The sequence below is a fragment of the Gymnodinialimonas mytili genome (assembly GCF_037544085.1).
Classification (GTDB): Bacteria; Pseudomonadota; Alphaproteobacteria; order Rhodobacterales; family Rhodobacteraceae; genus Gymnodinialimonas; species Gymnodinialimonas mytili.
The window spans coordinates 205,630-219,178 of sequence record NZ_JBBIFW010000003.1 but is presented as its reverse complement, the minus strand read 5'-3'; the positions used below and the strand labels follow the sequence as shown (position 1 = coordinate 219,178).

The window sequence follows — 13,549 nt, the reverse complement described above, 5'->3', positions numbered from 1 at the left end:
CGACATAGGCATGCAACTCTGAGCGCACTGCATATGCGCCTTCGTGAGAACAACGGGACGCGTTTCGAGGTGACGCGGCGTTGGGTTATGCGATCCGGCGAAAGCCTCCCAATCAAATAGAAAGAAATGTGCGTAACCCAAGCCGCGATATCATCGATCGTTCGCAATTTTACGTGCCGACGGTGCTTGCCCGATCCCTCCAGCAATCCGTCCGGGTCGTCCAACTGGGTCCCCTCTTGGAATTCAAGCGAGACATGGGCCGTATAGGCGAAATAGACGCGAAACTGGGTTTCGGGATGACCGACGCTGCACCACTACAATGGATTTCGGGGGCGTGATTTAAACAGACCCAGACAGTAGGGCGTTTGGATGATTGCAATGCGGGAATTTGCTGCCGTCTATGCCGTCTATGCCGGATGAGCCAATGGTTACTCTGGCAGCAGTATCGGGCGGTCAGCAGGCTGAGGACGAAACCCGGAATGTAGCCATGGCGGCGGATTGCCGGTGATCGTGTCGCGATTGCAACCTGCTTGACCCGTGAGAAGAGACTGACCTCTACTAAAGTTAACTAGACTTAGCTTCCCAAATTCGAGCCACGCTCGCGTGGTGCCGATCCTCTTAACGCCATTTAGGGATGTGTCATGTTTACGAATACGACGAATTGGAGCGCCGCCACCACCGCGGCCCCGACGGGGCCGACACGCCTGGCAAAGCGGGTGGTAGATATTCTACGCGATCCCGATCTGCGCAAGATTTCCTATACCTTTGACAAAATCACGATTTCGCCGCACGACTTTCAAGCCGTCATACACGCGATTGAATGCGGTCAGGTCAAAGTCAGACTGGCCAAGGCGCAGGAAGTGGACTCATTTACCGCGGCATATTCGTTGCCTGCGAATGAGATCATCGTCAGGTCGGAGGCATTTCTGGACACTATATCCGGGAAGGCAGTCGCCGTTCACGAAGCCGTCCACGTGGCCAAGGACATTCGAAGGATGACATGGAGGACGCGGAAAGGTGAAGCAGCAGCTTTTTGCGCCCAAGCATGGTATCTGAGTCTGAAGGGGCAAAGGTACCCAATGGTCTACTATGATCCCCATGTTTTCTTCTTTTACGTGGTTAGCCAATTTAGAAAACGAATTGAGGCTGGCGATGCTGTGCCGGTCGCTTCCGATCGAGAAATCGCAGACTCGCTGATGTATTTAACCCAGAAAGGCTACAATACAGACATCGACCAAATCGGCGATGGTGTGGGCGAGGGGTGCTGAGTAAGCGCGAACAGCACTTGACGTTTTAGGATCCGAATGATCGTCCGACCGTTTCTGTGGTCTTCAGTTTCTCTTTCTCTCGAACGCCTTCCGCACCACGCGGCAGAGGGGCCAAAAATCGCATCGCATTTTGGTTTGGCAGGACATATGCAGTGCCTTAGAAAGAGCGGAGTTTGAGCCAAACCTATCAAAAATGTAGATGGTAGGGCGCTGGTCCGATCTGCGCGCCGAGTAGAGAGTGCTTTTAATCACTCAATGGCCGCGGGACATATAGGTGAGGCAAGTCACAGCTATTCAGAACTCGCGCTGACTGAATGACACCAGGCTGGCGACGCCGTGGCCGAAGCGGTCGCGGACCACCCGAATCTCTCAATGCTGGCGGTCTCGAATCTCTCCAAAAAGCTTGGTTTGGTATCAATACATCTCTTTTGCACCTTCGGATCCAATCGGCTGCACCGCCGCTTGGGTGAGATGAGTACTTCAATAAAGTTTATAATAAACAACGGCCTGGAAGAAATTTCTTGGGTTAGTCGCATGCAAAACTGACGCAAAGAATCCAATGTATACAGTGAGCGCAATGTGTGCATATGCTGCTGAAACCACAGCACTGCACGGGACGCATGATGGCTTACAAGAACTCAATCTTGATGGGGACGCTCGGTGGTTACCGGGATAGGTTTCATCAATTCCAGCCTGATCGCAGCTTCTCAGAGCGGTTGGAGATTGCCAAAACGATCCCCGGCACCGATGGGATTGAGCCGGTGTTTCCCCATGACCTTGGAAGAGGCGGGGAGGCCGTTGAAACCGTGAAGGCCTCAGGCTTGGCAGTGTCCGCGGTGAACGTGAACATCAAGGGAGAAAGCAAGTTTCGTGACGGCTCATTCACCCATGCCGATCCCGGCATTCGGGCCGAGACGATCCAATACATGAAGAAAGCGATGGATCTGTCGGCTGAGTTGGAGGCGAACATGATCTCTGTTTGTCCGCTGATAGATGGGTTCGATTACGCGTTTCAGGCGGATTATCAGAAGCAGTGGGCTTGGGCGATTGATTGTTTTGGCGAAGCCGCTGCGCATCGGGGCGATGTGAAATTATCCATTGAGTATAAGGCGTTTGAGACCCGCAATCATGTGATCCTACCTTCGATGGGTAAAACTCTGCACTTCTGCGATCGGGTTGGCGCGACCAATCTGGGCGTGACGATGGATATGGGACATGCACTGATGGCGGGCGAGAACCCGGCCGCCGAGATGGCGATGGCCCATGATGCCGGGCGCCTGCTCTATGTACATTTCAACGATAACGATCGGGGCGCGGACTGGGATATGCTGCCGGCTTCGGTCAACCTGTGGCACACGCTTGAAACACTACATTACATGCGCCGCATCGGTTATGACGGCTGGGTTGCCTATGATGTCTTTACGCGGACAGAAGACAACGTCAACGCCATTGCAGCGACTTTCGAGATCATGGAAAATCTCGAAAAACTGCTGGACAAGATCGGCGACGATAAGCTGGACGCAATCATTGCCGAGGCTGTACCGGCCAACGGCTACCGCGACTTGGTCAAGGCGCTTCTGTGACCCTGGGCCTGGGATCATATACGTTTCGGTGGTCTATTGGGCATAGGGGGGTGGTTCCTGAGATCCCGATGCAACCGGAAGACCTGCTGGATGTCGCAGCGTTTCATCGGCTTGGCGTCGTGCAATATGCCGACAATATGCCCCTCGCGGGCTTGTCGGGCGCGGAACTGAGCGCCTTGAAGACCAAGGCGCATGGCCTGGGCATCAAGATTGAGCTTGGCAAACAATCATTTATTGCATCCGAACTCGCTCGCTACATCGATATTGCCGTCGGACTGGACGCCAAAATCCTGCGCGTTGCGCTGGATGGCCCGGACGCGGCCAAGCCGGTTGATAGGCTCGCCGTCGAATTCCGACCTCTGGTCGCGCTTGCCAACGCGGCCGGACTGCGGATCGCGATTGAGAACCATTTCAACTACCCCTCGTTGCAATTGGTCGACTTGCTGCGCGCTATCGACGACGACGCGGTCGGGATCTGCCTCGACGTGGCCAATTCGATTTGTGCGGGCGAATGGCCGTCGGAGACGGTCGAGATTTTGGCTGACGACACCATCAACCTTCATCTCAAGGATTACGTTATCGTCCCAGACCCGTTCGGTGTGGGATTCGTGATCCATGGCTGTCCCTTGGGGCAAGGTCGAACAGATTGCCGAGCCGTGCTCGACGCTCTGCCGACCTGCGACATGTCCATCATCTTAGAGCATTGGTTGCCAAGGCAGGACAACATGTCAGCCGCGCGCGCCGCTGAGCATGCTTGGCTTGCGCAATCCGTTACCTTCGCACGCGACACATTGGGATTGTGACGGCATGGCACTCGCATCCGAAAACCATCCGGTACTTGTCCGCATGTTTTGCATACACTGTGCACACAACCAGCAACCTTGGAATGGGCGGTGACGCGGATGGTGACGAAACAGGCAACCTACACGTTGGAGGATCGGGTCTATCTTCAGATCCGAGAGATGATCCTGACCGGTCAACTCGTGTCTGGCCAGAAACTGGTACAAGAGGATCTGGCAACCCAGCTAGGGGTCAGCCGGACCCCGCTGAGAAGCGCGATAGCAAAGCTGAGCCACGAGAATTTCGTGCATATGACATCGCGGAGCGAGGCTTACGTCGCCGAGTTTGGGCCTGATCAGATCGCCGACCTATTCGAAGTTCGGGCTGTCTTGGAAGGTCTGATTTGCCGTCTTTTGGCGCCAACGATTGAACGCAAGCACACGATCTATTTGCGGTCTCTCATGATGTCGGTGGCAGATGAAGTCGACAGCGAAGACACAGCGAACTACCGAGAGGCGGATGTGGAATTTCATACCTACCTTGCCGATCTCGTGTCCGAACGGGGCTTCAGCCAGCTTCTGGAAACCGTCCATTCCATCATGCGGATGTCATTGTCGCAGGGGATTTTGCGATCCCCCGGCGAGACCCATGCCGAGCATCTGTCCATTATCGATGCACTGGAGGCTCGCGATCCTGATCGCGCGGAACGGGTGATGATCAATCACATCCGCAAGACCATTGTGCTCTTGCGCGAGGGTCGAGGCGACGATCCCGAAGGTTAGTCTGGTGTGCGTTTCAAGGAGAAACGCATGGCCGAAACGAGGAGGAAGACAATGAAAATCTTGACCAAATCGCTTGCCGTATCGGCGTTAGCGCTGGCTGCCGCCGGTGCGGTTTCGGCCCAGGAAGTCGAATTCTGGACAATGCCCTATGGCGACCAGATCGCCTGGAATGACACCGTTGCAAGCCTGTTGGAGGGCTTCACTGCGGAAAGTGGCATCGAAGTGAACCACGAGATCGTGCCTTGGGGGTCTGCGTTCCAAACCTATCTCAACATCGCTCAGGGCGGCGCAGCGCCAGATTGCGCAGACATGTACTGGCTGCACTCGTTCTCTGCGATCGGCGGCGAGAATTTCGGTCCAATGCCGATCAATGAGTATCGAGATCAGTTTGATCTCGACGCTTTTTATGCAGGCGCGCTGACCGATGTGACGTGGCAAGGCGATTTCTATGGTGTGCCGTGGCGGGGCGACATCCGCTCCATTCTCTATCGTGCTGACCATTTTGAGGAAGCAGGCATCGACGCCGCACCAACCACTTGGGAGGAGATGGTCGAAGCCGCAATTGCCCTCACCGAGCGCGACGAGAATGGCAACGTGACCCGCTGGGGCTTTGCATTTGGTAGCTCGGGCAACGTCGTCGACTTTCTACTGCCGCTCTACTGGCAGGCGGGCGGCGAGATGATGACCGAGGACGGTCTGACCGCCACCATCGACAACGCAGCGATGCGGGACGCGCTGCAATTCATGCATGATATGCTCCATGTGCATCAGGTGACCGACATCGATGCGTTTGAACCGAATTACGATATGTTTTCGTCATTCGTGAACGGCCAAATCGCCATGATCGCATCCGGACAGCAAAACTGGGGCAGCCGTCTGGACGCAGATTTCCCACAACTCGAAGGCACATGGGCTTTTGCGCCGTCCGCGCATGGATCCGAGGATGCAGACAGCTTCTCGGGCTCAGGATATCTGGGTGTGCTCCGGGGCAGCGACTACGTCGAGCAATGCGTGGCTTTGCTTGAATATTTGGCGCGTCCGGAAAACATGTTGGTGCTCAGCCAGGCTTCGGGCGCTGTCGGCACTATGCCTGAAGTGATGGCATCGGAATTCTGGTCGGACAGACCTTGGAAGCAGGTTGTGGGAGTTGCGTTGGAAGACGCACATACTTCACAGCATCCGTCGCCCGCTTGGTCGTCCATCGCCACCTCCGAACCTGGCGGTGTCATTTATGATCTGATCTACAACGTCGTCGTCTTGCAGGAGGACATGGATGCAGAAATCGCAACCGCTCAATCCCGAATGCAGGAAGAGCTGGACCGCGCTTCGTAAAACGGCCAGGCCACTGAGATACGGCAGCCCTTGCAGCAGCTCGCCGGGTAGGGGGCGCCGTGCACCTGCATCGACCGATAAAGGCATTCTCCAGCGATGAACGAAAAGAACTTTTTCTGCTACGTGATGGTGGCGCCTGCGCTTCTGATGACAACGGTTCTCGGTATCTGGCCACTATTTCGCACCATGGCGATCTCATTCCAGGAATACGATCTTCTAGCCCGACGAGATGGCACGACCAATTGGGTGGGTTTTGAGAATTACCGCGATATCCTTGGCGATCCGCGCTTTGTCCAAACCATCTACCAAACGGTTATCTTTACGGTCGTAGCAATCGCAATTGTTGTGACGATCAGCCTGTTTCTATCGCATGTCATCAACGCCAAGTTCCGTGGGCGAGCGGTCTTGCGAACGTTGATTTTCGCCCCTTGGTTTGTGCCCCCGGTTGTCGCAGCGGCGATATGGATGTGGTTTCTGAACGCAAATACCAGTCCGATCAATGCCCTGTTGATGGAATGGGGATGGATCAATCGCAACATCAGGTTCCTGACCGAAACCGATACGGTTGGGCCGTTCAGCCTGCCGATGATGTCGATCATCGCAGTGCGCGTTTGGAACGGTATCCCCTTTGTCGTGATCTTCCTTCTTGCGGGGCTGCAGAGCATCGACAAATCACAATATGAAGCCGCCGAAATCGATGGTGCGGGGATCTGGTCGAAGTTCTGGCATATCACGTTGCCGTCCCTAAGACCGGTTTTGCTGATATTGCTCGCTTTGTTGTTCATGGGCGGGTTCGGTCACTTCGAGATGAACTACATTATGACGGGCGGTGGCCCGCGCAATTTGACCAATGTTTTGGCTGTCTGGACCTATCAGGAAAGCTTCCAATTCCTCCGCTATGACCGCTCTGCGGCCGCAAGCGGCATCATTCTGATGATGACCTCAGTCGTCGCGATTTTCTATCTCTGGGCGCAAACGAGAGGTCTCAAGCGATGAGCGTGCAGGCAACGGAGTCGCCGCTCACGGCGTTGCTGACCAAACTGTTGTTGGTGGTGGTCCTGATATTGATGCTGTTCTTCATTCTGACACCTGTGTTTTGGATGATCAAAAGCTCATTTCAAACCACCGCTGAGATCAATTTGGTGCCCCCGAACTGGTTGCCGGCTGATCCATCGCTGCAAGGCTACGAGCTTGCCGGACGCCTGATGCCGGTATGGCGATACATCGCCAACTCGCTCTACGTCTCAACGATGGCGGCGATCATCGCCAGTTTGATCGGCTGCATGGCGGCTTACGCTTTGGCCCGCTTTAAATTCCCAGGCGCCACGCTCATCCTCCTGGCACTTCTGCTGACGCAATTGATCCCAGATATCACCCGCATCACACCAGTTTACTTCCTGGTTCAGGATCTGGGATTGCTCAACAGCTATTCGGGGCTGATCTTCGTCTATTCTGGGTTTCTGATCCCGTATGTGGTGTTGTTGCTACGCGGCTATTTCGAAGGTGCCTGCCCACCCGAATTGGAGGAAGCCGCCTTGATGGATGGATGCACGTATTTCGGTGCTTTCATCAAGGTGATCTTGCCGGTCTCGTTGCCTGGCATTGCGGCTGTGATGGTGTTCAGCTTTCTTCACGCGTGGAACGACTTTCTTTGGGCGTCGCAGATCCTGTCATCCGGCGATATGCGCACCATTCAGGTCGGAATCGGGTTGTTCGCGGGCGAAAGCGATACGGGTCAATATCAGAACGCCTTCATGGCGGCCTGTGTCGCCTCCACAATCCCGGCTCTTGTTCTCTTCTTCTTTGTCCAACGGTGGCTTGTCGGTGGTCTGACCGCCGGGGCCGTGAAATCGTGAGTTTGTCGATATGACCCGTGTTTCAATCGAGGGTGAAAAGTTCTTGATCGACGGCGTGCCCACCCATGTGGGGCGTCGTTACAAAGGATATCTTATAGAAGGATTGCTGTTCAACAATCGCGTCGTTCAGGCGCTGTTCGATGATGAAAACCCCGATACTGTCGGTCAATGGGCGTATCCTGACACCGGCATCTGGGACCCGGAGCGCAATCTGGGTGAGTTCTGCGCCGCACTGCCGGATTGGAAGGCCCATGGCTGCGACGCGGTTACGATCAATCTGCAAGGCGGGATGCCGATCACCAAGACCGAGACGGTGCAGCCTTGGCTCAACACCGCGATTGATCCCGAGGGGCGATTGAAACCGGCCTATATCGACCGGCTCGCCCGTCTTTTGCGCGCCGCAGATGAGGCCGGGATCGTGGTTATCGTGGGCTACTATTATTTTGGGCAGGATAAATATCTGACGGATGAAAAAGCCGTCATGCGGGGCGTGGTGAATGCTACAAACTGGCTGCTCGAAAGTGGATTTGAAAACCTGCTGATCGAAATCAACAATGAATGCGACATTCCCCATTATTCTCACGCGATCCTTGGCCCCAACCGCGTTCATGAGCTGATTGCTCTGGCCAAGTCCCGCATGACCGCTGAGCGATCCATTCCTGTCGCGACCTCCTTTGCGGGCGGCGCATATCACATGGGGTTGTGGAAGGACGGTCGTCGCGACATGAGCGACCTTTCAGCGCTCGACAAAGGCATTCCTACGGATGAGGTGCTGGAGATCTCGGACTTCGCATTGGTTCATACAAACGAGATGAGCATGGCCAACACACGGGAGGTCGTGAACCGAACCCGTGCCAGGCGCGCTTTTCAGGCCGCGCCAATGCCCGTCGTCATCAACGAAGACAGTGTTTGCGTGACAAATCTTTTTGCGGGCGTCGAGGTTTATGCCCCTTGGGGTTACTACGACCAGGGGGAGAACAATTATCGCGACGGCTATCAATCGGTTCCCGTGAATTGGAGCATCAATACCCCCAACAAACGCGCCTTCTTCGATGCCGTGGCCGAGGTGACCGGCGCCCGAAAACGCTCTCTTTAGGAAGACGACATGTCAACATTGACCATCAAAGACGTCCGTAAATCCTATGGCGCATTGGAGGTTGTCCACGGCGTGTCGCTCGATATCGCGGATGGTGAGTTCGTGATACTTGTTGGCCCTTCTGGCTGTGGCAAATCCACGCTTCTGCGGATGATCGCAGGGCTGGAAGAGATCACATCTGGTGAAGTGGCCCTTGATGATATCATCATCAACAAGCTCCCTCCGCGGCGACGTGACATCGCGATGGTGTTCCAATCCTACGCTCTGTATCCCCATAAGACCGTCCGCAAGAACATGGCCTTTTCGCTTCAGATGTCTGGCGCCGGTGCGGCTGAGATCAAAGCTAAGGTGGATGAGGCAGCGAAGGTCTTGGCGTTGGAACCTTTGCTGGATCGTAAACCCGCGCAACTCTCTGGCGGTCAGCGTCAGCGCGTCGCCATGGGGCGCGCGATTGTACGCAATCCGAAACTCTTCCTATTTGATGAACCTCTGTCGAACCTGGATGCCAAGCTCCGCGTTCAGATGCGATCCGAAATCAAGGAGTTACACCAGCGCCTTAAGACCACCACTGTCTACGTGACCCATGATCAGGTGGAGGCGATGACAATGGCCGACCGTATCGTGGTCATGAATGGCGGGAATATCGAGCAGATTGGCGCGCCGATGGATCTATATGAAAGGCCGCAGACGCTTTTCGTGGCGGGTTTCATCGGCTCGCCTGGCATGAATTTGATCGAAGGCGCCTTGGCACCGGATGGCACGTTCACAAGCAATGCTGGCTTGGTGATCGATTTGGCCGAATCTGCCCCCGACGTGACAACTGATCAAAGCATTGTGTTGGGCATCCGTCCGGAAGATCTGACGCTTGGCCTGGGAGAGATTGGGCTCGGTGATGGCATCGTCCGTGTGTCGGAGCCGACGGGGTCCGAAACCACATTGACCACAGATACGGGCGGGTCAGCCCTGATCGTCCTTGACCGTACCCGAAGGACGTTCTCGGCAGGCGACAAGATGCCATTGTCCGTCGACGCAAGGCACCTTCATTACTTCGACCACGCCACGGGATTTCGGATGAAGTAGTGGTGTCGGATAGACGGCTGCATGAGATCACAAGTGGTCGTTTGACGGCGCGTATCGCCGAGTTTGGGGCGAATATGCTCGGAATATGCATCCGGGCAACATTTCCTGCGCGCAACCTATGAGGTCGACGGTGAGGCGTTGCGTTTGAACCTGACCGCCCAAAGCGATGCGGACACGATCCTGAACCTCTGCCATCCTCCATACACCAACCTCTCGGGAGTGCAGAGCATATCGGATCATCGGCTGCAGATATTTGCGGATCGCAATTTGCCAAGCGAAGCGGCACTTATTCCCACCGGTCAGCTCGCAGATGTCGCCGGGAGCCGTTTTGACTTTCGCAAGGCTACTCGTTTGCCCGAGGGACCGTTCAACAACACATGCTGCCTTCATAAGATGCCGTAGGGCGCCCTCAAGCACGCCGCAACCCTTCGGCAGGGCCCGATGCCACACTGCATTAGTATCGATTTGGATCTGGCGCCGACCCGCATTGAACGTCATCCGCGCGGTGGCTTGCACAATGGATGGCTTCGCGCTGCTGGCAATGAAATCGGAAGTCTTCTTGTGGTCAGATCTCGGTCTCTAGCTGACTGGGAGAAGCGCGTTGCACCATGCCAAAGAGATCGCGCGGATCGTTTGGATCCGCAAGAAGATCAAGCTCAATAAAGTGACCGACTTTGGGAAGTTGGTCATGAATGTATCGCAGTGCCGAAAAATCTTCGGTGGCAAACCCGACGCTATCGAACAAGGTGATCTGCTTTTCGGATGTGCGCCCAGGATGCGCTCCGGTGAAAACCTGCCAGATCTGCGTCACTGGATGATCATCATCAAGTTGTTGAATCTCACCCTCGACCCGGGTTTGTGGCGGGTATTCCACGAAAATGTCCGAGCGCATCAGGATGTCGCGGTGCAACTCGGTCTTGCCGGGGCAGTCGCCGCCGATTGCGTTAATATGAACACCGGCGCCAACCATGTTGTCGGTTAGGATCGTGGCAAATTGCTTGTCGGCGGTGCACGTCGTGATGATCTGCGCCCCCGCCACGGCGGCTTCGGCAGATGTGCAAGGCACTACAGTCAAGCCGCTACTGCCCAAGTTGCGCGCGGCCTTTTCAGTGGCGGCGGGGTCGACATCGTAAAGGTGGACCGTGTCGATCCCAACAATCTCCTTGAAGGCAAGCGCCTGGAATTCGCATTGCGCGCCATTGCCGATCATCGCCATGACACTCGATTTTTCGGGCGCAAGCTGTTTGGCCACAATGGCGGAGGTTGCCGCAGTGCGCAGTGCCGTCAGGACGGTCATTTCCGACAGAAGCGCGGGATAGCCATTGTCGACCCGCGCCAGAACGCCAAATGCGGTCACAGTCTGAAAACCGCGTGCCATGTTACTGGGGTGTCCATTGACGTATTTGAAGCCGTAGGTTTCGCCGTCACTTGTTGGCATCAGCTCAATAACGCCTTCCTTGGAATGGGTCGCCACGCGGGGTGTTTTGTCGAACAATTCCCAGCGCTTAAAATCCTCTTCGATATAGGACGCAATGTCTGCCATCATACGCGGGGCACCAATAGCGTGAACGATCTTCATCATGTTCTCGACGCTGACAAAGGGGACCATGGCCAGTGCAGATGGTTTGGAAGTGTCGGTGGTGATCATTGCAATAGACTCGTTTCGGGATCAGAGACTCTGGGTGGGGCGATCAAGGACGGTGCGCCCCATAAGACTGGCACAAAGATCGACCAAGAGGTTGGCGGTGCGGCCGCGCTCATCCAGAAAAGGGTTCAATTCGACCAGATCCAATGACGTTACAAGGCCGCTGTCACACAGCATTTCAAGGATCAAGTGGGCTTCGCGAAAGGTTGCCCCGCCTGGAACGGTCGTCCCAACCGCAGGCGCAATGCCGGGCTCAAGGAAATCCACGTCGAGGCTGACATGCAACTGTCCGCGTTCAGCTTTTACACGGTTCAAAAATGATCTGAGCGGTTTGGCGACGCCGTTTTCGTCGATGGCGCGCATGTCATGAACTTCCATTGCAGTTTGCGCGATAAGGACCTTCTCGGCAGGATCGACCGAGCGGATGCCCATCATGCAGACATTGGCCGGATCAATGGCATGTTCCAGTCTGGGGTAATACCCATCGAAGCCTGTCCGGCCGGTAAAGTAGGCGACCGGAGTGCCATGCAGGTTGCCACTCTTGGTCGTTTCAAGCGTGTGCATGTCCGGGTGAGCATCCAACCAAAGGATAAACTGTTGGGTCTGACGTTCGGCTGCAAACCGGGCCATGCCCGCCACGGATCCGATTGAAAGGCTATGATCACCGCCGAGAAAGATTGGCATCCGACCTGACAAGGCGACCTCATACGCAACATCCTTCAAAGACAGCGCCCAACCGACCACGTCCTCCAGATCATGAACACAGGGGTTTGACGGACTGCCAACAGAGATTGGCCTTGGCGTCAGATTCCCAAGATCAGTGACCTCGACCCCAAGCTCTTCGAGCGCGGGCTGCAATCCTGCTGTCCGAATGGCATCCGGCCCCATCAGACACCCCGCGCGGCTGGCGCCTTGATCAATCGGCGCACCGATCAAAACACAATGGCGCATTTGAATACTCCTGATCGGTAACGTTTCAGGCAGTATTCAAGGCATGTCGGTTATTAGATAGTTGGCAAATTGATCATTATGATAATAATAGTCTTACATAATGCATATATCCTTAATCAAAGTGATCAATTGCACCATCTATCATCCACTGAACGGAGACTTCTCCTTGCGCTGACCCGAAATGCGCGGGCCTCGGTGACCGCTTTGGCACAACAGCTGGACGTCTCGCGCGCGACGGTTCAGGCGGGCCTGAGCAAACTGGTGACGTCGGGCGTGATCCAGCGGTTTACCATCGAAGTCGATCCCGGGGCTGGCGTGGAGATTGTGAGAGCCGTAACGCTGATCGAAGTTCAGGGACATATGACGCGTTCACTGGTGTCAGCGCTTCGGGCGCTGTCTGGCGTAGTTAGCGTTCATAGCACCAACGGTGCATGGGATCTGATTGCGCAAATCGAAGCCACCAGCTTGTCAGAGTTTGACCAATTGCTGCGTGAAATCCGTGAGATACCGGGTATCTTGAACTCGCAAACCAACATTTTGCTGGATGTGGCATAGATCCGATCCAGGCATGATCGGGCGGTCAGATACCTAAGTTCAAAATGAATGTCTGCGCCTGGGATGCCTCCCATGAAACCGGCGGCAGGCAGCTATCCGTTTTGCCCAAGATAGCTTCATCAAATCGCTCCAATACGCCCTGTTGCGGTCTGTTGGTTCATTCGAGCGCCGAAAGCTCTAGTCTCACACCCGCTTCCTCCATCATCTGGCGTGCAACCTGAAAGCTGTAGTCCAAGGCGCCGTCGTTTTCCGGGATGAGAGGGCACACGACACGCACAATGCCGCATTGGATGATCGCGCGTGCGCAATCCGCGCAGGGAAACCGGTTCACGTAGAGTATGCAGCCTTGAAGTGGCACACCAACACGAGCAGCATTGTAGATCGCATTGCGTTCGGCGTGTTCGCCCCAGAAGAATTTCTCGCCACTTGCCCGTTCAAATCGCCTTTGATCGTGGTCGGAGACACCACGTGGCAAACCATTGTAGCCAGTCGCGCGCAGCTCGTGACCATCCGGCCCGACGATAACGCAGCCGACGTGGCGATCATGATCTTCCGACCAGGACGCAATATGTGCGCAGAGATCTACAAAGCGCTTGGTCCAGATGTGGTCCTCAGCCATGC

General features: G+C 55.4%; 14 protein-coding genes. 11 read left to right on the top strand and 3 right to left on the bottom strand.

All coding sequences use genetic code 11. The features are described from left to right. Positions 1–641: 641 nt before the first annotated feature. The 10 genes from V8J82_RS15305 to V8J82_RS15260 all read left to right on the top strand — a co-directional run bounded on the left by V8J82_RS15305 (position 642) and on the right by V8J82_RS15260 (position 10,179). Positions 642–1,268 carry a hypothetical protein gene (locus V8J82_RS15305; RefSeq protein WP_339976262.1) on the top strand — a complete coding sequence of 209 codons (627 nt, stop codon included), beginning with the start codon at positions 642–644 and terminating at the stop codon, positions 1,266–1,268. Positions 1,269–1,891: 623 nt separating this feature from the next. Further along, on the top strand, positions 1,892–2,851 hold the full coding sequence (locus V8J82_RS15300; RefSeq protein ID WP_339976261.1) for a sugar phosphate isomerase/epimerase family protein: 960 nt from the start codon (positions 1,892–1,894) through the stop codon (positions 2,849–2,851). Positions 2,852–2,919: 68 nt separating this feature from the next. Then, complete coding sequence (locus V8J82_RS15295) at positions 2,920–3,654, top strand: sugar phosphate isomerase/epimerase family protein (protein WP_339976260.1); 735 nt, start codon at positions 2,920–2,922, stop codon at positions 3,652–3,654. 78 nt (positions 3,655–3,732) lie between these two features. Next, positions 3,733–4,413, top strand: a complete 681-nt coding sequence (locus V8J82_RS15290; protein ID WP_339976259.1) for a GntR family transcriptional regulator — start codon at positions 3,733–3,735, stop codon at positions 4,411–4,413. 51 nt (positions 4,414–4,464) lie between these two features. Beyond that, complete coding sequence (locus V8J82_RS15285; RefSeq protein ID WP_339976258.1) at positions 4,465–5,745, top strand: extracellular solute-binding protein; 1,281 nt, start codon at positions 4,465–4,467, stop codon at positions 5,743–5,745. Positions 5,746–5,841: 96 nt separating this feature from the next. Beyond that, positions 5,842–6,741 carry a carbohydrate ABC transporter permease gene (locus V8J82_RS15280; protein WP_339976257.1) on the top strand — a complete coding sequence of 300 codons (900 nt, stop codon included), beginning with the start codon at positions 5,842–5,844 and terminating at the stop codon, positions 6,739–6,741. Next, the gene (locus tag V8J82_RS15275; protein ID WP_339976256.1) at positions 6,738–7,601 is read left to right on the top strand and encodes a carbohydrate ABC transporter permease; all 864 of its coding nucleotides are present in this window, start codon (positions 6,738–6,740) and stop codon (positions 7,599–7,601) included. Before V8J82_RS15280 ends, V8J82_RS15275 begins: the two co-directional genes overlap by 4 nt. A gap of 10 nt (positions 7,602–7,611) precedes the next feature. Next, entirely contained in the window at positions 7,612–8,697 is a 1,086-nt protein-coding gene (locus V8J82_RS15270) for a hypothetical protein (RefSeq protein ID WP_339976255.1), read from the top strand. Between the two features lie 9 nt (positions 8,698–8,706). Then, a complete protein-coding gene (locus tag V8J82_RS15265; protein WP_339976254.1) occupies positions 8,707–9,777 on the top strand; it encodes an ABC transporter ATP-binding protein in 1,071 nt (356 codons plus the stop codon). A gap of 63 nt (positions 9,778–9,840) precedes the next feature. After that, positions 9,841–10,179 (top strand): aldose epimerase family protein, encoded by a 339-nt coding sequence (locus V8J82_RS15260; RefSeq protein ID WP_339976253.1) that lies wholly within the window; start codon positions 9,841–9,843, stop codon positions 10,177–10,179. 163 nt (positions 10,180–10,342) lie between these two features. On the opposite strand, the gene ocd is transcribed toward V8J82_RS15260, so the two are convergent. Together ocd and rocF are read right to left on the bottom strand one after the other, a co-directional pair. Next, on the bottom strand, positions 10,343–11,425 hold the full coding sequence (ocd, locus tag V8J82_RS15255) for an ornithine cyclodeaminase (protein WP_339976252.1): 1,083 nt from the start codon (positions 11,423–11,425) through the stop codon (positions 10,343–10,345). Positions 11,426–11,446: 21 nt separating this feature from the next. Then, positions 11,447–12,373, bottom strand: coding sequence for an arginase (gene rocF, locus V8J82_RS15250; protein WP_339976251.1), 927 nt, complete (start codon positions 12,371–12,373; stop codon positions 11,447–11,449). 78 nt (positions 12,374–12,451) lie between these two features. On the opposite strand from rocF, the gene V8J82_RS15245 reads away from it, so the two are divergent. After that, positions 12,452–12,928 (top strand): Lrp/AsnC family transcriptional regulator, encoded by a 477-nt coding sequence (locus tag V8J82_RS15245; RefSeq protein ID WP_339976652.1) that lies wholly within the window; start codon positions 12,452–12,454, stop codon positions 12,926–12,928. Positions 12,929–13,085: 157 nt separating this feature from the next. Here V8J82_RS15245 and V8J82_RS15240 read toward each other — a convergent pair whose 3' ends face one another. Continuing rightward, positions 13,086–13,547, bottom strand: a complete 462-nt coding sequence (locus V8J82_RS15240; RefSeq protein ID WP_339976250.1) for a deoxycytidylate deaminase — start codon at positions 13,545–13,547, stop codon at positions 13,086–13,088. Positions 13,548–13,549 lie beyond the last annotated feature (2 nt).